Here is a 23589-nt window from a genome sequence, read left to right as displayed (position 1 = left end):
CGGCGTGGTTCTGGTGATCACTTCGCCGAATGACGCTACGGCGAACATGGTCATCGCCTCCCTCAATCAGCGGGGGGCACCGGTCACACGGGTCGACCCCGCCGATATCGGGCCCAGCCTGCAGTTCGGTGCGTACCTGGGAGGCAACCAGGCCCGATGGTCCGGGCGTCTCATCACGGAGAGCCGGGACGTCGCCTTGGAGGACGTGCGCGCGATCTACCATCGTCGGCCGTCGCGGTGGCGTTTTCGGGAACTGGAAGGGCCCGCCCGCGACTTCGCCGTCGCCGAGGCGCGGCACGGCCTGGGCGGTCTCCTGGGAAGCCTGGGCTGTCGCTACGTCAACCATCCGGAGCACGTCGCCAAGAGCGACTTCAAACCCAGCCAGTTGCGAGTGGCTGCGAGCCTGGGGCTCACCATCCCGGCAACGTTGATCACCAATGACCTGGATGCGGTCCGCAGGTTCGCCGTTGATCACACATCGTTGATCTACAAATCGTTCCGAGGATATCCGCACTGCCCGGACGGAACGGCGGCGGCCGTCTGGACGCAGCGAGTGGAGGCCGATGAGGTGGACGAGTCCGTCACCCTTACCGCGCATCTCTTCCAGGAAGAGGTCGCCAAAGAGGCTGACGCGCGGGTGACGGTCGTAGGTCGGCGGGTGTTCGCCCAGAAGATCACTTCACCGGCCGGCGAGTTGGACTGGCGGCGCGATGACTGGGACACCCTGGTACACACCCCCATCGAGGTACCCTCACCAATCGTCGCCGGCCTGTACGGCTACCTCGACAGATTCGACCTCGTCTTCGGTTGCTTCGACTTCGCCCTCGAAGCGACCGGCGACGACGCCGACCCCTACCGGTGGATCTTCATCGAGTGCAATCCGAACGGCCAGTGGGGCTGGCTTCCCGATTCCGATGCGATAGCGGATGCTTTCGCCGACACGTTGTTGGAGGGGTGGTTCTCATGAGCCTGGCAGCGGACCTTCGTCGCTCCCTGGCCGACTCGATCGGCTCCGCGGACTGGCGTCCGGCGGTGGACGCCGTGCCCCGTGAACTGTTTCTCGGGGACGCCGTCTACCGCCAGGAGGATGGGGGCTGGGCTCCAGTTCGGCGGGCCGGGATGAGCCAGGAGGAATGGCTGAGGCTGGTCTACACCGATGAGACGTGGGTCACTCAGATCGACGGGGTAGTGGCCGAGGACGCGATCGGACCCGTGAAGATTCTGCGTCCTACCTCCTCATCGACCTTCCCCGGACTCGTCGTGCGGATGATGGAGACTGCCGAGATCGGCGCAGGTGACAAGGTTCTGGAGATCGGCACGGGTACGGGGTACTCCACCGCGTTGCTGTGCCACCGGCTGGGTGACAAGCGGGTGACCTCCATCGAGTTCGACCCCGTCATCGCGGCTCGCGCCAAGAAGGCCCTCGCCGAGGCCGGGTATTCGCCCATGCTCATCGAAGGAGATGGGTTGCTGGGGTACGAGGACAACGCCCCTTACGACCGGCTCATAGCCACCTGCGCGGTAAGGGTGATCCCTTCGGGATGGCTGGAGCAGGTGCGGGCCGACGGGACGATCACAACACCGATGCTGGGATGGACCGGCGGCGTCGCGTGTGCCCACCTGCGTGTGGCGGAGGACGGGTCGGCGAGCGGTCGCTTCGTCAACGATGACGTGTACTTCATGATGGCTCGTCCGCACAACCCGCCACCCCGGCCGACCATGACCCTGGGGATCGGCGAGGTGAGCAGGAGCAGGATCGACCCGTCGCTCCTGAAGGACGACACGGCCCTGTTCGTGGCCCAGCTCGCCGTTCCGCGGGCACAGCACGGCTGGGCCGGTGACATCCTCACGCTGCTGGAAGTCGGCGCCGGGGCACAGGCCGACGTCAGGCCGGATCCAGATGGTGGCTGGACAGTGCATCAGCACGGGCCGATCAAGCTATGGGATGAGGTCGAGGAAACCGTTCTCCTGTGGCTGGAGGCGGGGCGCCCCCACCAGTCCGGCTTCGGTCTCACCGTCACCAGGGAACGCCAGTACGTCTGGCTGGGCGGGCCGAACGGTCCTACCTGGGACCTGCCCGCCTAGCCAGTGATTCCTCTCGTCCGGGGGTTCTACGACTCAGCGGACCTCGCTCGGGCCTGCTGGAGGGCCTCGGCGATGGCGGCGAACTCGCTGAGCGCCGCCTCCAGGTCCTCCACGATCTCCTGGGCGATCACTTCGGGAGGCAGCAACGCGTCGGCGCCCTCCAGCGAGGGGTCTTTCAACCAGGTGATGTCCAGGTTGACCTTGTCCCGCGCCATCAGGTCTTCGTAGTCGAACGGCCGGAAGCGCTCCGTCTCGCTCCGGTGCGTGCGCGGCTCCCCCGGCCGGTAGCACTTTACGAAATCGTCCAAGTGGTCGCGGCGCAGGGGGTTCTGCTTCAACGTGAAGTGCTGGCCTACGCGGAAGTCATACCCGGTCGATCGCGGAACGCCATTGACACCCTCCGGGAGAGTACGAGCAGAGCCCATCTTCGTGTTCACGGTTGCGTTCAGGCTCATCGGGGAAGTACTCTCGTTGAGACTTAGGCAGGGGGGCCGTCCGCGAGGACCGCTCCCCATCGCCTTTCCTAGCCTGTTGCGGACTAGTTTCGCCCATCTACGGTCGCACGTCATCTCTTTGCACTTAATCGTGACGCTGATCGTAGTCGGCCGCATTTTCTGGCGCGCTACCGCCTAACATCCAGACAAAACGCCGGAAAACGCATAAATCCTAGTAACCGCATACCCGTATTCTCGCGATCCCGCGCGGCACGGGTCGGTCGGCTCTGAGGTGTGGTCCGGGCGGGTGGCAGGGGGGGAGCGGACCGGTCGCCGGAGCCGGAGGGAGAACGCCTGCGTATCCCACGATTTCCACGACACCACCCCGTGTAGTGATGCGATCGACGCTAGACGCGCTGACGGCCCCAGGCAGTTCGCCGACGAACCCTGCTCCCACTCGCCAAGCGCTTGGACGGCGACTACGCGGTGGTCGTCGAATCAACTAGGAATCGCCGACGCCCAGGTCTCGCCCGGCCAATCCGAAGTCACCATGAGTAATGACCATCCAGCTCAGGGCCCCGGCGCCACTCAATGCGTTGGGAAATCAACTCTCCGGCACCCCTCCCAATCGTCACATTTTACGCACACCGCAAAATGTCGGACCGGCATGAGGGGCGTCTATACCGATAGCGCGAACGGTATGCCCGACGACCGTCCGAAGGGGATCATCACCGCGTTCTATCCCTGACCCTAGGTTGGATGGATGACCATGTTCGATGGCTACGTCGATGAATTCTGCTGGACGGCGAGACAGCAGTTGGAGCACGATCTGGAGAGTTCCGGCTATGGGTCCCTCCTGGCGATCTCCACATCGCACGACGGCATCGGACTCTGGGCGTCCGCCACCGTGTCCCTTCCGGGCCAGGACGAGCCTTGGGAGTTTCACCGGCTGATCCTCCGCCAGAACGAACTGGCGAGCCATGCGGTACCGGGACACGGCGAGGTGGAGGCGACGGTCTTCACCGCCCTGCTGATGGAGGTGCTCGCCACCCGGCCATGGCCCCCCGCTGATTCGATGTCCGCGAGCCCTGCCAAGCCGTCGTCGATCCCGTCGGGAGCGGTGGAGGCTTGGCCAGGGGGGCCGCATCTGAGGTCGCTCGTCCCTGGAAGCCTTCGCGCGCGACATGTCGGCTACATCAGGGAACTGCATGCGGCGACCTGGGCGCCATTGCGGCAAGCGATCACGCGGGACCCGTGGATCGGCCTGAAGCCGGAGTTCCTGGAGGACCCCCAGGGCGTATGGCTCCATATGTCGATGCGCCGGGAAGACGATGGAGTCAGAACATACTGGAGATACCGGGAACTGGTCATCCCCCCGGAAGGGCCCGCCGAACCGGCGGCCGTCGTCGGCCACTGCTACGTCGACCGAGCCATCTCCGACTTCCAGGGCCGGTGGCCGCTCACGCCTTAGCCGGACAGGCCGGCGCGGCGGGCGCGTTCGACGGCGCCGGGAAGCGCGTCCACTAGGGCTTCAATGTGCTCGCGAGGTCGTCGCGCGCCATGCCGCCGATTATTCCGGTTGAGTCTCCAGTAACTGGACACTTTAGCGTTTCGGCATGGCCAAGAACAAGATCACCAGAGTCGTGAAGCTCCAGGTCAGGGCCGGTGAGGCGAGTCCGGCGACGGTCGGCAAGGACCTCGGGCCGCTGGGCATCAACCTGATGGACTTCTGCCGCCGGTACAACGCCGCCACCGAGGCGCAGCGGGGGTTCGTGGTCCCCGCCGAGATCACCGTCTACGAGGACCGGTCGTTCGACCTGGTCACCAAGATGCCGACCACGGCGTCGCTGCTGCGCAGGGCGGCCGGGCTGGACGGCGGCAGCCCGCGTCCCGGCCACGTGCCCGCCGGGACGATCAGCCGCGACGCCCTCCGCGAGGTCGCCCGCACCAAGATGCCGGACCTCAACACCACCGACCTGGACCAGGCCGAGAAGATCATCGCAGGCACGGCCCGCTCCATGGGCCTCACCGTCAAGGAGTGACCCCGAGGGCCGTGCCATGTCAGGCGCGGACCGCCGTACGTGCCAGGTCAGGCGCGAACTTCCATGCCAGGCCGGACCCGGACGGCCGCGCTAGGACAGGCCGGCGCGGCGGGCGCGTTCGACGGCTGCGGGGAGGACCTCCACCAGGGCGTCGACGCTCAGATCGATAGATGACGCCCGCGTCATAGTCGGATCTCTCTTAGTAAGATTGAGTCTTAGTAAGATGTGGTCTGACCTAGGAGGATCGGTGGACTTCGCTGGTAGGGAGGCCGATCTCAAGGCGCTGGAAGGCCAGCTTCGTGCTGTGGTCGACCGGAAAGGGGCCACGCGTGGGCGAGCCGTGATCATGACGGGTCGTCGGCGCGTGGGGAAGTCTCGGCTGGTCCAGGAGTTCTGTGACCGTTCGGGGCTGCCTTACCTGTTCTTCCAGGCCACGAAGGGGCGCAGCCCCGCCGCTGAGCGACTTGACCTCGTCGAGGCCATCTCGTGTTCCGCTCTTCCTGGCCGGGAACTGGTCGCGGGTGCCGAACCACCGGACTGGAACCACATGCTCCGGTCGTTGGCGGTCGCGATGGGGGAACAGGCACCGTCCATCGTCGTCCTCGACGAGGTGCCCTGGTTGGTCGAGCAGGACGGCGAGTTCGAAGGGGCTCTCCAGACCGTCTGGGACAGACATCTGTCAGCCCGGCCGGTGCTGTTGATCCTGGTCGGCAGCGACCTCTCCATGATGGAGTCGCTGCAGGAGTACGATCGGCCGTTCTTCGGACGCGCCACACGGATGACCGTGCGCCCCCTGGATCTGCCCGATGTCGCGGAGATGACGGGCCTCGGCGCGGCCGAGGCGATCGACGCACTGCTCGTCACCGGAGGGTTTCCCGAGGTCGTCCAATCATGGGAACCGACGATGACCAGGATGGAGTTCCTGCGAGCAGGCTTGGGCAACCCGCTCTCTCCGCTGCTCATGGCGGGTGAGCTGTCGCTGCTCGGCGAGTTCCCGTCGGCTACGCACACGCGGGCGGTCCTGGAGGCCATCGGCACAGGGGAGCGGACGTTCGGCGCGATCGCGAACAGGGTCGGCGGCTCGCATCCCCTGCCGGCCGGAACGCTCTCGCCGATCCTCGCCAACCTGATCGCCAAGCGGGTCGTGCATGCCGATCTGCCGTTGTCAACGGAGGCGGACACCAGGAACAAGCGGTATCGAGTGGCTGATCCATATCTGCGGTTCTGGCTGGCCTTCCTCCAGCGGGCCGTTTCCGAGAGTGAACGTGGTCGTCCGGACGTGGCCCTGCGGCGTATTGAACGGTCATGGACCACGTGGCGTGGCCGTGCGGTGGAGCCGGTCGTTCGCGAACGACTGGCCAGGCTTCTGCCTGACGATGACTGGCCGGACGCGGAGGTGATCGGTGGCTGGTGGAACCGGCGGAACAATCCCGAGATCGACATCGTGGCCGCCGATCGCGAGCCGGTAGCGGGCCGCATACAGTTCGTCGGATCCATCAAGTGGCTCGATGCGCGGCCGTTCGATCGGCGTGACTATGACGAGCTGGCCCGTGGTGCGGGCTTTGTGCCCGGGACGACGTCGGACACGCCCTTGGTAGCGGTTTCCAGGGCTGGATTCGAGCCCGGGCTCCCGCTCTCCGCGGCGTGGACGCCCGAGGATCTGCTCCGGCCGATCCTGAGCTGAGCCCGGCAAGGCAAGCCCGCGGGCTTTGCCGGGTCCTGGATTGGCTTTGGTGTATGTCCAGGTGGGCGGGATGCAGGGCCTGTGACAGGTTCGCGTGCAGGAGGGTCATCTACCCTCTGGGGCGTGCGCGGGCGAGCCCTCACGCACAGATCAATGCGTGCGGACCCAAGGCGAAAGCCCGGGAGTGCGCCGTTTTTTCGCGAGACGGACAAAGCGTCTCCAGTGCTTGGCCTTCGGTGTCCAGCAACACCTGCCACCCGGCCGCACGCCTGCGCTCAGGACAGGCCTGCGCGGCGGGCGCGTTCGACGGCGGCGGGGAGGACCTCCACCAGGGCGTCGACGTCCTCGCGGGTCGAGGTGTGGCCGAGGGTGAAGCGCAGGGAGCCCCGCGCGCGCAGGGCGTCGGAGCCCATGGCGAGCAGGACGTGGGACGGCTGCGCGACCCCGGCCGAGCACGCCGAGCCCGTGGAGCATTCCACGCCCTTGGCGTCGAGGAGCATCAGCAGCGCGTCGCCCTCGCACCCGGGGAACGAGAAGTGGGCGTTGCCGGGCAGCCGGTCGCGCGGGTCGCCGTTGAGGATCACGTCCGGCACGGCCTCGCGCACCCGGGCGATCAGCTCGTCGCGCAGCGCGCCCAGCCGCGTGGCCTCCTGCTCGCGCCGCTCGACCGCCGCCCGCACGGCCGCCGCGAACCCGGCGATGGCCGGGGTGTCGAGTGTGCCCGAGCGGACGTCGCGCTCCTGGCCGCCGCCGTGCAGCACGGGCACCGGGTCGACCCCGCGGGCCAGCAGCAGCGCCCCGACGCCCATGGGCCCGCCGACCTTGTGCCCGGACATGGTGAGCGCCTGGACGCCCGAGGCGCCGAACGAGACCGGGAGCTGCGCGACGGCCTGGACGGCGTCGGTGTGGAAGGGGATGCCGTGCTCGCGGGCCACCGCGGCCAGCTCGGCGACGGGCTGGACGGTGCCGACCTCGTTGTTGGCCCACATCACGCTGACCAGCGCGACACGGCCGGGGTCCTGCTCGACGGCCGCGCGCAGCGTCTCGGGATGGACGCGCCCGTGCTCGTCGACGTCCAGCAGCTCCACCGACGCGTTCTGCCTGTCGGCCAGCCAGTGGGCGGGGTCCAGGGCGGCGTGGTGCTCGACGGCGCTGATCAGGACGCGGTCGGCGCCGGTGGCGGCGTGGCGGGCCCAGTACAGGCCCTTGATGGCGAGGTTGTCGGCCTCCGTGCCGCCGGAGGTGAAGACGACCTCGCTGGGCCGCGCACCGAGGGCGTCGGCGATGGTCTCGCGCGACTCTTCGACGACCCTGCGGCTGCGGCGGCCCGCCGCGTGGAGGGAGGAGGCGTTTCCGACCAGCGCGAGCTGTGCGGTCATCGCCTCGATCGCTTCGTGGAGCATCGGCGTGGTCGCCGCGTGGTCTAGGTAAGCCATGGCTCTCTCAGGGTACCCAGTTTTGCCAACTATACCGTCCGGACGGTATAGTGACGGATGTGAGGAGAGATGAGCTTTTGAACGCGGCGGAAGAGCTGCTGGCCGAGCAGGGGGCCACGTGCCTCACCCTGTCGGCCGTGGCCGACCGCGCCGGCGTCAGCAAAGGCGGTCTCCTCTATCACTTCAACACCAAGGAAGCCCTGATCAAGGGCATGATCGAGCGGTTGGTGGCCGACTTCGACGAGTTGGTCGCCGCCCAGGGCGAAAGCTCCTACACCCGCGCCTACCTCGCCGCGACGCTCGCGGCGGTCCGCAGCGGCCGGTTGAGGCGGTGGGCCGTCGTCACCGGCGCGGCCGGCGACCCCCAGTTATTGGCGCCGATGCGCGAGGCGATGGCCCGGTGGCATCGCGAGGGCATGGAGTCCGAGCCCGACCCCGTCGCCGCCCGCATCGTCCGCCTCGCCTGCGAGGGATTGTGGGACGTGGTGACGCACGACCCGGAGTTCTACGCCGACGCGCAGTACGAGGAACTGCACCGCAGGCTCCTCGCCTTCCTCGCGAGCCCTTGACCGGCTCGACGCCCTGAACTTCCCCGAACCCATCTGAAACCTCTGACACGCTGACGCCCCCCGCCCTTCCCTGTCGTCCCGGGAAGGGCCGCCGCCGCGTGCGCCGGTCCCGGCGCGCCCCGGCGATCCCCCGCCCCGGCGTCACGCTTCCCCCTGCCCGGCACTCCCCCCTGACCCGCGCCCCTGTCCGTCCGGGCGCCGACCGGTGTGCCCGGAGCCCATCCCCCACCTCCGAGATCCGCGTGAACCACCTCGAAAGGAACTTCTCATGACGCGCGTCCTGAGGATCGCCCGCACCCGGGCGGCCCTCACCTTCGTCCTGGCCGGCCTGATGTGCGGCACGTTCACCGCGCGCATTCCGGCGCTGACCGGCAAACTCGGCCTGTCCGAGGCGTCGGTGGGCGTCGTGCTCCTCGCGTGGGGGCTCGGGGCACTGGTGACGATGCAGTCCCTGCGCGGTGTGATGGCCCGGGCCGGTAGCCGCGCGGTCCTGCGCGCCGGCGCCCCGCTCAGCGCGGTGTCGCTGGCCGGCATCGCCTTCGCCCCGTCGCTGCCGTGGGCGGTGGCGGCGGCGGCGCTGTTCGGCATGGCGTTCGGCACGGTCGACGTCGCCATGAACGCCCAGGGCTCGACGGTCGAGCGGGCGTACGGGCGTCCGCTGATGAACGGCATGCACGCCGGATGGTGTGTGGGCGCCATATCGGCCGGCACCCTCGGCACGCTGGCGATCACGGCGGGCGTGTCCTTCGAGGCCAACCTGGTCGCGGTCGCCGTGGTGTCGGCGCCGATGGCCTTCCTGCTCAGCCGGGGCTTCCTGCCCGACCCGGTCGCCCCCGCCGCCTCCCCAGGCGCTCCCCAGCGCGCGATGCCCCCGGTCGTGTACCTGCTCGGCGCCATCGCCTTCGGCGCGTTCATGGTCGAGGGCGCGGTCGCGGACTGGAACGGGCTGTTCCTGCGCGACACGGTCGGCGTGCCCGAGGCGGTGGCCGCGCTCGGCTACCCGATCTTCGAGGCGGGCATGCTGCTCGCCCGTCTCGCGGGCGACCGCCTGCGCGCCCGCCTGGGCACCCGCCGCCTGATCGTCGCCTCGGGACTCGGCACGGCCGCGTCGTTCGCCCTCGTGATCGTCACCGCGTCCCCGCTGGTCGCCATACCCGGCATGCTGCTCATCGGGCTCACCGTGGCCACCATCTCGCCGATGGCCATGTCCCTGGCGGGCACGGCCACCGCCACCCCCGGCCCCGCCATCGCCCAGACCGGCGCGATGGGCTACGCGGGCCTACTCCTCGGCCCCGTGGTGATCGGCTTCCTCAGCCACGCCGCGACGCTGCGGACCGCACTCGGCGTGGCCGTCATCCTCGGCGCCCTCATCGCGGCGGCCGCCCGCTTCCTACCCCGCGAGCCCGCAGCCGTGACCGGCGTCCAGCCGCTACGCGAGCGGGCCGCCGAGCCAGAGCCGGAGCCCGTCTCGCTGGCCGCCTGACGGCCCGCACGACCGGCCCTGACCGCCCCTGTGACCCGCGCGGTCACAGGGGCGCGAGGAAGTGGCCGTCAGCGCGGCACGGTGGCCGAGAAGAAGGCATGGCTGTCGATCCCTGTCTTTGCCCGGTCGGACCGTCGGTCGGCGGCGGGGCTCAGCGCGCTGCGACCGGGTGTCCGGCCGCCAGCCGACGCAGGTACGCGCGGATGCGATCGCGGTCCTCGGGGAAGACGCTCTCCCACTCTTCGTCCATATCGACCCACTTCGGCGGCTGTCCGCTCTCCCCGCCGAGCGGCACATCCAGGCCGATGACGGCGGCGTACGACAGACCCAGCGTCGGGCACCAGTCGGCCCGGTAGGACCGCACGGTGACGGCCGCCGGCGCGGGGAGCAGCTCAGCACTCAGCCCGGTCTCCTCCTTGAGCTCCCGGACCGCGGCGGCCCGCGGCGTCTCGCCGCACTCGACCTTGCCGCCGGGCGGCACCCATCCGCGCACGCGGTGCTTCACGAGCAAGATGTGGCTGAAGGCCGGGTCGGTGACCCACACCTCGGCCGCAAACGGCTCCGTCGGCTCCTGCCGGGCATGGTCGAGCCACGCTCGGGCGTCGTCGAACTCAAGCACTGCGAGGCGAGCATCGCAGACCGCCGCTTCCAAGGTCATCTGATCAACCACCTGGCTCATCTTAGGCCGACGCCGTACGCGCCCCAGGTACGCGGCCGCAAGCGCCATGCGGCCAGGATCAGCAGCGAGGGCACCGTCGCGGTGTCCGTCTCGGGAAGTGGAGCCGGTCATGCGCGGTGACACCACGCGCGCCGCCTGGGTCGTTCTAGGTGGGATCCACCTGCTCAACCAGACCGCGCCCCGCCCGGCGGACGACCCGATCGTCTTGGTCCAAATGGCTCCAGCTTGACCGTTTGTCGGCGTGCACCACGACATGGCGCAGCGCCTGCACCTAGGGAGTCGTCCCGTGGATCTTTGGTGGCAGATCGTCGAGCGAACGGGCGCCCGCGGGGGCGGACCGGCCGAGGAGCGCGTGCAGGGCGAGGGCGGCGGCGAGACAGGCGGGCGGGATGACGGGCAGGACGTAGCGGTGGTCGAAGTCCAGGACGGCGACCGGGCCGACCAGCAGGCCCATCGCCAGCATCCAGGGCAGCAGCGCGACGCGGCGCCGCGTGACGGTGCCCGCCGCGCCGACGAGCAGGATGGCGCCCAGCAGCGGCCCACGCAGGTAGGCGGGGTACTGGTAGGCGATCAGGAAGTCGGAGTACGGCCGGACGGAGGACATGCCGCGGATGTCGGAGCCGTACTCCCTCCGCACCTTGTCGATCAGCGGCTGTTCGGGCAGCGGCCATGATCCGTTGGCCCAGCCGAAGGCGGGGGTGACCCGCTTGGGATGGGCGACGGGGGTCCAGGCGAAGGCGATCGAGGTGTCACGGGCCACGTCACGCACGTAGTCGAACGGCTGGGCCAGGATCGCCCTGACCGCGAAGGAGCGCGCCAGCGCGTTGTTGGCGAACCGGCCGCCGGGAAGCCTGTTGAGCGAGGCGCCGGGCGCCCACACGTACTCGGAGGCCGCGTCCACGACGGTGCCGTTGGGGCACAGGACTGCTTCGCTGGGCGGAGGCTTGATGATCGAGCAGTCGGCGAAGGTCATCGTGCGCGCCCACAGGGCGACCCCGTCGGCCTCGTTGAGCGCGAACCTGCCGTTGTGCGCGGCGTACCAGGCGGCGTAGGCCACCACGGGCAGCGTCCCGGCGAGGGCCACGGCGAGCAGTCGCCCGAGGCCGGCCCGCTGAAACGCCAGCACGATCAGGACCACCCCGATCAGAGGCAGCGCGATCGTCCGGGTGACCGCCGCCGCCGCGAACAACAGGCCCGCCCCCATGGCGGCCCGGATCGACAACGCCGGTGACCACATGAGCGTGGTGAGCCCCGCGACGATCAGGAAGGTGAACAGGGTGTCCGACAGGACGGCGTGTTCCAGTTGGAGGAACGAGGCGTCGAACAGGGCGGGCACGGTGGCCACCGCCGCGGCCCACGCGGGCAGCGACCTGCGGCGGAGCACCGCGTAGATCATCACGCCGATGGACGCCCCCAAGAGGTGCTGGAGGGCGGCCACCAGTTCCATGCTGTGGAACGGCCACAGCGCCCTCAGCAGCAGTGAGTATCCGATCGGATGGAACGCCCCGGACGGTGCGAGATGGACGGCGGTGTCGAGGTAAGTGAAGGAGTCGTACCAGTACAGCCGGGCGGGCCGGTAGCCGAGCATCGTGACCACCCGCATCCCGGCGGCGAGCGCGAGCACCACGGCGAAGAGGCGGTGGTCCGCGAAGACCGCGAGCCACGCGGGGCGGCGCGGGGAGGACGTGGCCGGGCGGACTTCTGTGAGCACGCTGAATCCGATCGTCGTCGGTGAGGTCGCCTGGAAACCGAATCCGCGCATGCCGAAGACGACCGGCGGGGCCGGCCGGAGGCGGCGCGGGGGTGTTCAGGCCGGAAGGGTGGCGAAGGCGTGCGGACGCCGACGCCGTGGAGCGGGAACGCGCTCAGGCGGAATGTCGCGGGGAAAGGCGTTCAACCCGTGCGACGAGGGATGTGGGTCCTCGCATCGGTGACCGGGAGCGCCGTACGGCCAGCGCCCGGCCACCGGGCCGAGGGGTGGTTCAGGAGCCGCTCTTGCAGAAAGCGTTGAACGGCCGGGGCTTGGGATTCGGTGTGGGCATGACGAGAATGCGCGCCTTGCCCGCCGCGCTCATGACGCCCTCGTGGACGTACCATCCGCCGGGAGCCGTGGGTGCGAAGGTCTTGGTCCCATAGGAGGTGAACTGCGGCTCCACACCACGTTCCCGCAGAATCGGCAGGATCTCGGCGACGGTCATGTTGACGTAGCGGACGCAGTGCAGGGGCTCGCCGGGCAGGTCGATCCCGGGAGGCAGCTTGTACTCCTCGCCCGGACGGGCCTCGCGGCCGAGCACGATCTCGGCCTTCTCCTTGTAGCCGACCGGAACCTTCAGAGTGGCCGCGCATCCCCCGAACCGCTCACAGGGTCCCGGCTCGTCGACGGTCGTGATGGGCGTCCTGACGTCGCCGGACACCGGACGGCCCGGCTCGCGTGGCTGCACGCCGTTGATGACGAACAGGGTCCGGGCGTTGCTCGCCGACGTCGGCAGGACGGTCAAATCGATGTCGAGCCCGCGCGCCCTCAGTTCGGCCTGGTAGACGTCCGGATTGGCGAACAGGTCCTTGACCGTGATGATGTAGTAGTCGCCGTCCCGCTTGATGTCCAGGGCCGCGGAGGCCGGGGCCGAGCCGACGCCGATCGCGGCGACGGCGGCCACGGCTGTGAGCGCGGCGATCCACCGGCTGCGGGGCTTGACGGCCCACCGGCGGCGGGGCGGGGCGGGGGCGACGGCTCTGGTGATCTCCTCGAACAGTTCCCGGGCGAGCGGGGTCATACCGGGGCCCGGGTCGGGGGCGATATCCGACACCAGGCGGTCGATGGTGCGGTCGACGTCGTTCATCTCGCCTTTTCCTTCGTCAGTGTGATCGCACGGGAGCCGTATCGGGCCAGGTCGAATCCGGCGGCGCTCAGTTCGCCCGCCAGGCGTTTGCGCGCCCGGTGCAACCGCAGGCGTGCGGCTCCGCGCGAGCAGCCCAGCACGCTCGCGATCTCCTCGGAGCTCAGCCCCTCCCAGCTCACCAGGGAGAGGACCTCCCGGTCGTCAGGAGCGAGCCGCCCGAACGCGGCACGGACACCGTCGAGATCGTCCACGCCGGACGGGCCGGTCGCGTCGCTCCACAGTGCGAGCTGCGCGCCCAGCCGTTCGACCAGTTCGCCGCGGCGGGACTCGGCCCGGCGGCCGTTGGCCAGCACGCGGCGGGCCACTCCGTACAGCCACAGGCGGGCTCTGGCCCCGTCAGGGATGTGGTCGAGGCGGCGCCAGGCAGTGGTGAAGGTCTCGGCGAGAGCGTCGGCCGCGTCGTCGGAGGAGGCGGTGCGCCGCCGAATGTACGCGAGGATCTCGGCGTAGTGCGCGGTGTAGATCTCCTCGAAGCTCCGCTTGAGGTCTGGGGGACCCACGCTGCTCCCTCTCGTCGGGGGACTCTTCACTTTGTACGTGTCCGTCACCCGGAGGTTGTTTCACCTCGATTCCTAGAAACTTCGCCCCTCGTGCTCGAAGCCGTCCGGCACACGAAGAAGGACGGCGCCGCGCCCCAGGTCGTGGGCGCGGCGCCGTCTTCGGACGCCTTGGCGGCGGTTACTTGCGCTTCTCCACCTCTCCGGTGAGCTGCGGCACGACCTGGTGCAGGTCACCCACGACACCGAAGTCGGCCAGCTCGAAGATCGGGGCCTCGGAGTCCTTGTTAATCGCGACAATTCTTCTCAGCAGGGCAAACCACCACCCGCGTGCCCATGTTTCGCGGCCGGTTTCCCGAATGAGCCTGTTTGCCTGGGTGGGTCACCGGGTCATGTTGTGGGGCGGGCGGCACGGCCGGCGCCTCCAGGAACGGGTGGGCTGATCAAGGCTCAGCGCGCTTGTCTTGACCGTTTCAGGAATCTCTTCCTCCAGATGTACGCCAGGGTTCGGGGCCATGGGGCGGGGATTGGTCAGGAGCGGCTGATGGGTTCCCAGCCGCGTTGTGGTGTGCGGGCGCCGGTCCGGTTTTCGCGGCTGCGGTAGAGGATGTAGGGGCGGGTGAGATAGCCGATGGGGGCGGTGAGCATGTGGACCAGACGGGTGAAGGGCCAGATCGAGAACAGCAGGAGTGCGCTGAGCGCGTGCAGCCGGAACAGCACCGGAGCGTCGGCCATCAGCTCGCTCTGGGGTTGGAGGTAGAAGACCGAGCGGAACCACGGTGAGATCGTCGTGCGGTAGTCGTACCCACCACCGATGATGTTGGCGGCGACGGTGGCGGACAGGCCGAGCACGATGACCAGGGCGAGGACGGCGTACATGAACTTGTCGTTGCGGGTGGTGGCGGTGAAGACGGGTCCCACGGTGCGGCGGCGGTAGATCAGGATCGCCAGCCCGGCGAGCGTGCTGACGCCCGCGAGCGTGCCGAGCACGACGGCTGTGAGGTGGTAGGCCTCCTCGCTCACTCCGGCGGCCTCGGTCCAGCTCTTGGGGATCACCAGGCCGCCGATGTGTCCGAGGAGGACGACCAGGATTCCGAAGTGGAACAGCGGGCTGCCGATCCGCAGCAGCCGCGACTCATAAAGCTGAGAGGAGCGGGTGGTCCAGCCGAACTTGTCGTAGCGGTAGCGCCAGATGTGTCCGAGTACGAACACCGTGAGGGCCACGTAGGGGGCCACCACCCACAGCACCGTGTCCAGGGCGTTCATCGTCGTCCTCCAAGCATCCCGAAGGGTTCCAGGCCGACTTCTTCGACAGGTGGCCCCTCGGCGGCCAGGCGAACGGCGGCGGCGCGCTCGCGCAGGGTGGGCTCGGGGAGCGTGGCCAGCACCGCCGCGACGACGTGGGCGTACGGCGAGTTCTCGGCCTCGAGGGCGTGCAGCAGTGTCTCGACGCCGGCGCGGTGCTCGCGTAGCAGCCGTACGGCCTGGCTGGTGGCTCCGCGCCCGGACAGCTCGCACACGACGGCCAGGTGGTCGGGCAGCTCGTCCTCGGCGATCTCGAAGCCGGCGGTGCGGTAGGCGTGCTTGAAGCGCAACAGCGCCATGCCGCGTTTGCGCGTGTCGCCGTAGGTGTAGTAGGTGAGGTACGGGCAGCAGCGGCGCTTGAGGTCGAAGGTCGCCACGTAGTGCGCGGCCAGTTCGGGGAGCGGGGTGGCCGTCAGGTGTTCGAAGAAGGCGGCCAGCCGGGTCGCTGCCTCACCCGGAGGAAGGCCGGCCACGGTCCCGGCGAGCAGCGGCAGCGACTCGATCAGCCGCTCGTCAGGGTAGCTCAGCAGCACCGAGGCGGTCAGGTGCACGATGCGCTCGTTCACGACGAGTTGTCCTTCCGCTTCGGGAACAGTCCTTGGGGCAGCCCCTTGCCGTCCCAGTTGAGAAGGTTGACGCGGCCTGCCCGGTCGGCCGGGTCGGCGAGGGCACCGCTCTCCTGGCGGTCCTTGAGGGCGTGGAAGTTCTCCACGGCGACGGGGGCGAGGGTCCCTGAGGCCTCGCCGAAGGGGCCGCCCATGCCGGGGCCGCCGTCGTAGTCGAGGCTGCAGCCGGTGGCGAGTTCCTCCAGGTGCGCGCCCTGCTCGGCGTGGGCCTTGGGGATGACGTAGCGCTCGGCGTAGGGGGCGATGGCCAGCAGCCGGTACATCTCCTCGACCTGAGCGCCCGTCATGCCGGCCGATGTGGCGATCGACTCGTCAGGGTCCTTGCCGAGGTTGATGCGGCGCATGTAGGAGCGCATCGCGGCGAGGCGGCGCAGGACGGCCCGTACGGGCTCGGGGTCGCCCGCGGTGAAAAGCTCCGCCAGGTAGCCGATGGGGATGCGCAGGGCGTCGATGGCGCCGAACAGGTTGCCGGCGTCCTCGCCGTCGTGGCCGCTCTCGGTGAGGACGTCGACGACGGGCGACAGCGGCGGGATGTACCAGACCATCGGCATGGTCCGGTACTCGGGGTGCAGCGGGAGCGCGACGCCGTACTCGAAGATGAGCTTGTGGATCGGCGAGCGCCTGGCCGCGTCCAGCCAGTCCTCGGGGATACCGCTCGCCCGGGCGGCGGCGATCACGTCGGGCTCGTGCGGGTCAAGCAGGACGCTCTTCTGCGCCTCGTACAGAGCCTTCTCGTCGGGCACGGACGCGGCCTCGGCCACCCGGTCCGGGTCGTAGAGGATCAGGCCGATGTAGCGCAGGCGGCCCACGCAGGTCTCCGAGCAGACCGTGGGGATGCCCACCTCGACGCGGGGGTAGCAGAAGGTGCACTTCTCGGCCTTGCCGGTGCGGTGGTTGAAGTACACCTTCTTGTAGGGGCAGCCGGTGACGCACATCCGCCAGCCCCGGCAGCGGTCCTGGTCGACGAGGACGATGCCGTCCTCCGAGCGCTTGTACATCGCCCCCGAGGGGCAGGAGGCCACGCACGAGGGGTTGAGGCAGTGCTCGCAGATGCGCGGCAGGTAGAACATGAAGGCCTGCTCGAACTCCAGCTTGACCTGGTCGGACACCCTCTTCAGCACCGGGTCGGCGGGCGCGAGCTCCGGGCCGCCGGCGAGGTTGTCGTCCCAGTTCGCGCTCCATGTGATCTTGGTCGGCTCGCCGCTGATGAGCGACCTGGGCCGGGCGACCGGCGTCTGCTCGGAGGCGGGGGCGGAGAACAGCCGGTCGTAGTCGTAGGTCCAGGGCTCGTAGTAGTCCTGGACGGACGGCATGAGCGGGTTGGCGAAGATGGTGAGCAGCTTGTGCAGCCGCCCGCCGGCCCGCAGCCGCAACCGGCCGCGCCGGTTCAGGTCCCAGCCGCCCTTCCAGCGGTCCTGGTCCTGATAGGTGCGGGGGTACCCTTGGCCGGGCCGGGTCTCGACGTTGTTGAACCAGACGTACTCGGTCCCGGCCCGGTTGGTCCAGGCCTGCTTGCAGGTCACCGAGCAGGTGTGACATCCAATGCACTTGTCCAGGTTCATCACCATTGCAAGCTGCGCCATGACGCGCATCAGTAGTCGACCTCCTGCGAACGGCGGCGGATCACGGTGACCTCGTCGCGCTGGTTTCCTGTGGGCCCGAGGTAGTTGAAGGCGAAGGAGAGCTGGGCGTAGCCGCCGATCAGGTGGGTGGGCTTGACGAGCAGCCGGGTCAGCGAATTGTGGATGCCGCCGCGCCGCTTCGAGGTCTCGCTGATCGGCACGTCCACGACCCGCTCCTGGGCGTGGTACATGTACACGGTCCCGGCGGGCATGCGGTGGGAGACGACCGCGCGGGCCACGACCACGCCGTTGCGGTTGACCGCCTCGACCCAGTCGTTGTCGCGTACGCCCGCTCTGTCCGCGTCGGCCGGGCTCATCCAGATGGTCGGCCCGCCGCGTGACAGGGTGAGCATCAGCAGGTTGTCCTGGTATTCGGAGTGGATGGACCACTTGGAGTGCGGCGTGAGGTACCGCACCGTGATGCCCTGCTCGCCGCCCTCGCCCACGCCGGGTTCACCGAACATCGCCGTCATGTTCAACGGAGGCCGGTAGACGGGCAGCGCTTCTCCGGCCTCGTGGATCCAGTCGTGGTCGAGGTAGAAGTGCTGGCGTCCGGTGAGGGTGTGCCACGGTTTTTGGCGCTCGACGTTGATGGTGAAGGCCGAGTAGCGCCGGCCGCCGCTCTCGCTGCCCGACCACTCCGGCGAGGTGATCACCGGCACCGGGCGGGACTGGGTGTCGGCGAAGGTGATGCGCCGGTGCTCGTCGGCCAGCCCGTCGAAGGAGGTTCCGGTACGGCGGGCGAGGGTGGCGAAGCCCTGCGCGGCCAAGCGCCCGTTGGTCGTGCCGGACAGGGCCAGGATCGTCTCGCACATCTGAACGTCCCGGGCCAGGGAGGGCCGACCGGCGGCGACGCCCTCGCGCACGGTTCCGTTGAGCCGGCGCAGCCGATCGACCTCGGCTTCGACCTCGAAGGTGACGCCCTTGGTGGTGGCGCCGAGCCGGTCCACCAGCGGTCCGAGCGCCGCCATCTTCTCGGCGACCGCCGCGTAGTCCCGCTCCACCGTGACGATCTTGGGGAAGTTCCGTCCGGGCACCGGGGTCTCGCCGGTTTCCCGCCAGTCACCGGTACGGCCATGCGGAGTCGACAGCTCGTCCGGGGTGTCGTGCAGGAGCGGCACCGCCATCAGGTCCGTTCGCACGCCCAGGTGAGTGCGGGCGAGCTCGCTGAAGGCCTTGGCGATGGCGTGGAAGGCGGCGAAGTCGGTGCGGGTCTGCCACGGCGGATCGATCGCGGGGCTGAACGCGTGCACGAACGGGTGCATGTCGGTGGAGGACAGGTCGTGCTTCTCGTACCAGGTGGCGGCCGGGAGCACGATGTCGCTGAACAGCGTCGTCGACGTCATGCGGAAGTCCAGCGACAGCAGCAGGTCGAGCTTGCCCCGCGGCGCCTCCTGCCGCCAGGTCAGGCCTGCGGGGCGCTGCTCGGGCTCGGCTTCCTCGGCCCGTACGGAGGAGTCGGTGCCCAGCAGGTGACGCAGGAAGTACTCGTTGCCCTTGGCCGAGGAGCCCAGCAGGTTGGCCCGCCACACGGTCAGCACCCGGGGCCAGTTGCGAGGGTCGTCGGGGTCTTCGCAGGCGAAGCCCAGCCTGCCCGAGGCGACCTGCTCGGCGATGTACGGCCCCGCTTCCCGTCCGGAGGCCGCCGCCTCGTCCGCCAGGTCGAGCGGGTTGCGGTCGAAGGTCGGATAGGACGGCATCCAGCCGAGTCGCGCCGACTGCGACAGCAGGTCGGCGGTCGCCTTCCCCGCGAAGGTGCCGTTGCCGAGCGGGGAGGAGACCACGTCGGCGGAGAAGGTGTCGTAGCGCCACTGGTCGGTGTGAAGGTACCAGTAGGCCGTGCCGATCATCTGCCGGGGCGGTCGCACCCAGTCCAGGCCGAAGGCGAGTTGCGCCCAGCCGGTGACCGGCCGGCACTTCTCCTGCCCCACGTAGTGCGCCCAGCCGCCGCCGTTGACGCCCTGGCAGCCGGTGAGCGTGACCAGGGCCAGGAAGGACCGGTACATGGTGTCGGAGTGGAACCAGTGGTTGGTTCCCGCCCCAAGGATGATCATTGAGCGGCCGCGCGACTCCTCGGCGTTGCCCGCGAACTCCCGGGCGATCCTGATCACCTTGTCCGCCCGTACCGAGGTGACCGCCTCCTGCCAGGCGGGCGTGTACGGTTCGGCCGGGTCGTCGTAGCCGGTCGGCCAGGTTCCCGGCATGCCCTCGCGGGCGACGCCGTACTGGGCGAGCATCAGGTCGAACACCGTGGTCACCAGGTGGCCGCCCACGCGGCGGGCGGGTACGCCGCGGTGCAGCACGCCGCCTATAGGCTGGTCGAACCGGGGCAGTGCGACCGGGACGGCCTGCGTGGACCCGTCCTCGTCGAACAGCGTGAGGGTGGGGTCCACGTCGCCCAGGTCGAGGTTCCAGCGGCCCTGGCCCTCCTCGGAGTAGCGAAAGCCGAGCGAGCCGCCCGGCACGACCGGCTCGCCGGTCCGACGGTCGAGCAGCACCGTCTTGAAGGCCGCCGCCTCGCCGTCCTCTCCGAGGTCGGCCGCAGTGAGGAACTTGTCGGGCAGGTACGACCCGTCGCGCTCGCGGAGCCGTACCAGGAACGGCAGGTCGGTGAAGCGCCTGACGTAGTCGGCGAAGTAGGGCGTCGGCCGCTCGACGAAGAACTCCTTGAGGATCACATGTCCCATGGCCATGGCCAGCGCGCCGTCGGTGCCTGGATGCGGGGCCAGCCACTCGTCGGCGAACTTGCACGCGTCGTTGTAGTCGGGCGAGACCGTCACCACCTTCTGGCCCCGGTAGCGTGCCTCCGCCATGTAGTGCGCGTCCGGGGTGCGGGTCACCGGGACGTTGGAGCCCCACAGCATCAGGTAGGCCGCGTCCCACCAGTCGGCCGACTCCGGCACGTCGGTCTGGTCGCCGAACACCTGCGGCGATGCGACCGGCAGGTCGGCGTACCAGTCGTAGAACGACAACATCGACCCGCCGACGAGCGAGACGAACCGGGCGCCGACGGCGTGTGAAGCCATCGACATCGCCGGGATCGGGGAGAAGCCCGCGATCCGGTCGGGACCATAGGTCTTGATCGTGTGAACGTGCGCCGCCGCGATGATCTCGGTGGCCTCGTCCCAGCTGATGCGGACCAAGCCGCCCTTGCCGCGTACGGACTGGTAGCGGTGGCGCTTGACGGGGTCGGATGTGAGCTCCGCCCAGGCCGCGACCGCGTCACCCAGCCGGGCTTTGGCCTCGCGGTACATCTCCACCAGCACGCCCCGCGCGTACGGATAGCGCACGCGCGTCGGCGAGTAGGTGTACCAGGAGAAGGCCGCGCCCCGGGGGCAGCCGCGCGGCTCGTACTCCGGCCGGTCGGGGCCCACGCTCGGGTAGTCGGTCTGCTGCGCCTCCCAGGTGATGATGCCGTCCTTGACGTAGACCTTCCACGAGCACGAGCCGGTGCAGTTCACGCCATGGGTGGAGCGCACCACCTTGTCGTGGCTCCACCTGTCCCGGTAGAAGACGTCGCCCTGGCGTCCGCCGATCTGGTGCAGCGTCCGCAGGTCTTCGGATACCCGGCCCGCGCGCAGGTGCCGGCTGAGCCGGAGCAGGGCGTCGGTGACCGGTCCGTCCAGATCTGACATATATGTTCCGCTTTCTCTACGTCAATGGCTGGATCTGCTGGCGCGTGCGCAGGATGAACCAGCAGTAGACGAATGCACCGAACGCCATCGTGGCGAGGAGCATCAGGCCGACGGCGTAGGAGCCGGTGGCCTGGAAGATCAGCCCCATCACGATCGGCGGCAGGAAGCCGCCCAGACCCCCCGCCGCACCGACCACGCCGGTGGCACTGCCGACCATGCGCCCGGGCACGGCGCGGCCGAGGAGAGCGAAGACCGCGCCGTTGCCCAGGCCGAGCGCGGCGGCCATGGCCAGGAAGCCGGTCGTCGCCAGTGGCATGACCGGGGCGAAGGAGACGGTGATCGCGCACACCACCACGCTTCCCAGCGCGGCGCTCAGCACCCGTTCGCCCCCGGCACGGTCGGCCAGCCATCCGCCCAGCGGGCGGGCCAGAGTGGCCAGCAGCACGAAGCCTGCGGCGCGCGCCGCCGCGTCGGTGGTGGTGGTCAGGCCGTAGGCGGCCTTGAGGTACAGCGGCAGGTAGACGCCGAACGCGACGAAGCCGCCGAAGGTGAGCGCGTACAACCCGGCCAGCTCCCGCGTGGTGCGCAGCCGCGCGGCGGCGAGGAAGCGGGTGAGGAACGGCTCGGTGGCCGGCTGGGTGCCCGGCGCGTCGCGGCCGATGGCCAGGAACGCCAGGCCGACGAGCACCAGGGCGGCGGCGACCACGAAGAAGGGTGCCGGGCGCCCGAACGAGGTCGCGATCTGCGGGGTGGCGAAGCCGGAGATCGCGGTGCCGATGTTGCCCATGCCGAAGATCCCCAGTGCCAGGCCCCGGCGCTCCGGCGGGAACCACGCGTTGACGTACGGCACGCCGATGGCGAAGGTCGCCCCGGTGAGACCCAGCACCAGGCCGCCGACCAGCAGTGCCGGATAGCTCTGCGCGAAGGCGAGGAAGACCGTGGGGACCACGCCCAGCAGGCTCGCCACGGCGAACATCAGCCGCCCGCCGTACCGGTCGGTCAGCGCGCCCAGCACGATCCGGCCCAGCGATCCGACGATGACGGGTACGGCCACCAGGATCGACACCTCAAGCGGGCTCAGGCCGAGCAGCTCCTTGTAGGTCGGCCCGAGGGGGCTGAGCAACGCCCAAGCCCAGAAGTTCACCGCGAAGCCCGCGGTGGCGAGGACCAGCGCGTGTGAGCGGCCCGCCGTGGCCGTGTGCGTCGTCAATGGTTTGACCGTCGTCATGCCTGCCCCAAATCTCAGAGTGGTATCCCGGATGCAAGTTTCGTGGCCGATCACGGGAGAGCATCAGGGACTTTGGTCCCCGCCGTAGCGGCGTAGGGTCCTGGCAATCTGCAGGTCGCGGTGATCTTGAGATGCGCTAAAGGGCGCGGGACGTTTTCAGGTCGCGGGCAGCGCGGCGGCGAGCACGATGATGCCGACGGAACCGACGCCCACCTACACCGTGACCCACCTCAGTACGAGAGGGGGGGCAGGTGAACGTACGCCGGGATGGGAACCAGTCCTCTCAGGTCACCCGGCGCCTCATCCCGGTTGTGGGTGCCTGCCGGGCCTTCCGGCACACGAAAAAGACGGCGCCGCGCCCAGGTCGTGGGCGCGGCGCCGTCTTTCGGACGCCTTGGGGGCGGTTACTTGCGCTTCTCCACCTCTTCGGTGAGCTGCGGCACGACCTGGTGCAGGTCGCCCACGACACCGAAGTCGGCCAGCTCGAAGATCGGGGCCTCGGAGTCCTTGTTGATCGCGATGATCGTCTTGGCGGTCTGCATGCCGGCCCGGTGCTGGATCGCGCCGGAGATGCCCGCCGCGATGTAGAGCTGCGGCGAGACGGTCTTGCCGGTCTGCCCGACCTGGAACTGGTGGGGGTACCACCCGGCGTCGGTGGCGGCCCGCGAGGCGCCCACGGCGGCTCCGAGCGCGTCGGCCAGCTTCTCGATGACCGCGAAGTTCTCGGCGGAGCCGACGCCGCGCCCGCCGGAGACCACGATCGCGGCCTCGGTGAGCTCGGGACGGGCGCCCTTCTCCTGCTTGACCCGCTCGACCACTCGCGCGCCCTTGGCGGCGTCCGACAGCGCGACCGTCACCTGCTCCTCGGCCGCGGCCCCCGCCGACGGCTCGGGAGCGGTGGAGTTGGGACGGACGGCGATGATCGGGGTGCCCTTGACGGCCCTGGACCTGACGTTGACGCCGCCGCCGAAGATGGACTGCTCGGCGACGAAGCCGTCGCCGAGGCCCACGGCGTCGGTGATCACGCCGGAGTCGGTCTTGATCGCGAGGCGGCCGGCGATCTCCTTGCCCTCGGCGGTCGCGGCGACGAGCACCGCTGCGGGCGAGGCGGAGGCGACGAGCTGGGCGAGCAGTTCGGCCTTCGGCGCGACGACGTAGTCGACGATCTCGTCGGAGCCGGCGACGTAGATCTTGTCGGCGCCGTACTCGGCCAGCCGGGCCTTGGCGGCCTCGGAGTAGCCGGGACCCGCCCACACGGCCGACGCGCTGCCCAGCGAGCGGGCCAGCGTCAGCAGCTCCAGGGTGACCTTCTTGACCTCTCCGTCGACATGCTCGACGAGAACCAGAATCTCAGCCATTGGTGG

19 protein-coding genes and 1 pseudogene are annotated in these 23589 nt (G+C 69.5%); 7 read left to right on the top strand and 13 right to left on the bottom strand.

The genetic code is table 11. The features are described 5' to 3' along the window. Window positions 1–4 precede the first annotated feature (4 nt). Window positions 5–967 (top strand): ATP-grasp ribosomal peptide maturase, encoded by a 963-nt coding sequence (gene tgmB / locus AB0H21_RS04725; protein WP_358511725.1) that lies wholly within the window; start codon window positions 5–7, stop codon window positions 965–967. Further along, window positions 964–2085 (top strand): ATP-grasp peptide maturase system methyltransferase, encoded by a 1122-nt coding sequence (tgmC, locus tag AB0H21_RS04720; RefSeq protein WP_358511722.1) that lies wholly within the window; start codon window positions 964–966, stop codon window positions 2083–2085. Before tgmB ends, tgmC begins: the two co-directional genes overlap by 4 nt. A 26-nt stretch (window positions 2086–2111) precedes the next feature. Here the strand turns inward: tgmC and AB0H21_RS04715 are convergent, their stop codons facing one another. Continuing rightward, window positions 2112–2423, bottom strand: coding sequence for a hypothetical protein (locus tag AB0H21_RS04715; protein ID WP_358511719.1), 312 nt, complete (start codon window positions 2421–2423; stop codon window positions 2112–2114). An 859-nt stretch (window positions 2424–3282) separates the two neighbouring features. On the opposite strand from AB0H21_RS04715, the gene AB0H21_RS04710 reads away from it, so the two are divergent. The 3 genes from AB0H21_RS04710 to AB0H21_RS04700 all read left to right on the top strand — a co-directional run bounded on the left by AB0H21_RS04710 (window position 3283) and on the right by AB0H21_RS04700 (window position 6245). After that, complete coding sequence (locus tag AB0H21_RS04710) at window positions 3283–3990, top strand: hypothetical protein (protein WP_358511716.1); 708 nt, start codon at window positions 3283–3285, stop codon at window positions 3988–3990. A gap of 145 nt (window positions 3991–4135) precedes the next feature. Continuing rightward, on the top strand, window positions 4136–4561 hold the full coding sequence (gene rplK / locus AB0H21_RS04705) for a 50S ribosomal protein L11 (RefSeq protein WP_358511714.1): 426 nt from the start codon (window positions 4136–4138) through the stop codon (window positions 4559–4561). 247 nt (window positions 4562–4808) lie between these two features. Beyond that, window positions 4809–6245: a DUF234 domain-containing protein gene (locus AB0H21_RS04700; RefSeq protein ID WP_358511711.1), complete on the top strand. Its 1437-nt coding sequence runs from the start codon at window positions 4809–4811 to the stop codon at window positions 6243–6245. Window positions 6246–6520: 275 nt separating this feature from the next. Here AB0H21_RS04700 and AB0H21_RS04695 read toward each other — a convergent pair whose 3' ends face one another. Then, entirely contained in the window at window positions 6521–7681 is a 1161-nt protein-coding gene (locus tag AB0H21_RS04695) for a cysteine desulfurase family protein (RefSeq protein ID WP_358511708.1), read from the bottom strand. A gap of 59 nt (window positions 7682–7740) precedes the next feature. Between AB0H21_RS04695 and AB0H21_RS04690 the strand changes: the two genes are divergently transcribed. Beyond that, a complete protein-coding gene (locus AB0H21_RS04690) occupies window positions 7741–8250 on the top strand; it encodes a TetR/AcrR family transcriptional regulator (RefSeq protein ID WP_358511705.1) in 510 nt (169 codons plus the stop codon). A 268-nt stretch (window positions 8251–8518) separates the two neighbouring features. After that, window positions 8519–9733 (top strand): MFS transporter, encoded by a 1215-nt coding sequence (locus AB0H21_RS04685; RefSeq protein WP_358511702.1) that lies wholly within the window; start codon window positions 8519–8521, stop codon window positions 9731–9733. A gap of 151 nt (window positions 9734–9884) precedes the next feature. Here AB0H21_RS04685 and AB0H21_RS04680 read toward each other — a convergent pair whose 3' ends face one another. The 11 genes and pseudogenes from AB0H21_RS04680 to AB0H21_RS04630 form a co-directional block, all read right to left on the bottom strand. Beyond that, on the bottom strand, window positions 9885–10403 hold the full coding sequence (locus tag AB0H21_RS04680; RefSeq protein ID WP_358511699.1) for an NUDIX hydrolase: 519 nt from the start codon (window positions 10401–10403) through the stop codon (window positions 9885–9887). 280 nt (window positions 10404–10683) lie between these two features. After that, window positions 10684–12123: a hypothetical protein gene (locus AB0H21_RS04675; protein WP_358511696.1), complete on the bottom strand. Its 1440-nt coding sequence runs from the start codon at window positions 12121–12123 to the stop codon at window positions 10684–10686. Window positions 12124–12394: 271 nt separating this feature from the next. Beyond that, entirely contained in the window at window positions 12395–13252 is an 858-nt protein-coding gene (locus tag AB0H21_RS04670; RefSeq protein WP_358511693.1) for a hypothetical protein, read from the bottom strand. Further along, the gene (locus AB0H21_RS04665) at window positions 13249–13812 is read right to left on the bottom strand and encodes an RNA polymerase sigma factor (protein ID WP_358511690.1); all 564 of its coding nucleotides are present in this window, start codon (window positions 13810–13812) and stop codon (window positions 13249–13251) included. Before AB0H21_RS04665 ends, AB0H21_RS04670 begins: the two co-directional genes overlap by 4 nt. Before the next feature lie 178 nt (window positions 13813–13990). Further along, window positions 13991–14116: pseudogene (locus tag AB0H21_RS04660) on the bottom strand (electron transfer flavoprotein subunit alpha/FixB family protein); the annotation flags it as partial. 224 nt (window positions 14117–14340) lie between these two features. After that, window positions 14341–15075, bottom strand: a complete 735-nt coding sequence (gene narI, locus AB0H21_RS04655) for a respiratory nitrate reductase subunit gamma (RefSeq protein ID WP_358511687.1) — start codon at window positions 15073–15075, stop codon at window positions 14341–14343. Then, entirely contained in the window at window positions 15072–15680 is a 609-nt protein-coding gene (gene narJ, locus AB0H21_RS04650) for a nitrate reductase molybdenum cofactor assembly chaperone (protein ID WP_358511685.1), read from the bottom strand. Before narJ ends, narI begins: the two co-directional genes overlap by 4 nt. Continuing rightward, the gene (gene narH, locus AB0H21_RS04645) at window positions 15677–17332 is read right to left on the bottom strand and encodes a nitrate reductase subunit beta (protein WP_358511682.1); all 1656 of its coding nucleotides are present in this window, start codon (window positions 17330–17332) and stop codon (window positions 15677–15679) included. The genes narJ and narH overlap by 4 nt, the downstream gene beginning before the upstream one ends. After that, window positions 17332–20997 (bottom strand): nitrate reductase subunit alpha, encoded by a 3666-nt coding sequence (locus tag AB0H21_RS04640; protein WP_358511679.1) that lies wholly within the window; start codon window positions 20995–20997, stop codon window positions 17332–17334. Before AB0H21_RS04640 ends, narH begins: the two co-directional genes overlap by 1 nt. A gap of 16 nt (window positions 20998–21013) precedes the next feature. After that, entirely contained in the window at window positions 21014–22207 is a 1194-nt protein-coding gene (locus AB0H21_RS04635) for an MFS transporter (protein ID WP_358511676.1), read from the bottom strand. Window positions 22208–22629: 422 nt separating this feature from the next. Next, complete coding sequence (locus AB0H21_RS04630) at window positions 22630–23583, bottom strand: electron transfer flavoprotein subunit alpha/FixB family protein (RefSeq protein ID WP_358511673.1); 954 nt, start codon at window positions 23581–23583, stop codon at window positions 22630–22632. Between the last annotated feature and the right edge of the window lie 6 nt (window positions 23584–23589).

Source organism: Sphaerisporangium sp. NPDC051011 (assembly GCF_040653595.1).
Lineage (GTDB): Bacteria > Actinomycetota > Actinomycetes > Streptosporangiales > Streptosporangiaceae > Sphaerisporangium.
The sequence above is the reverse complement of the archived record's forward strand: the minus strand, read 5'-3'. Positions and strand labels throughout refer to the sequence as shown.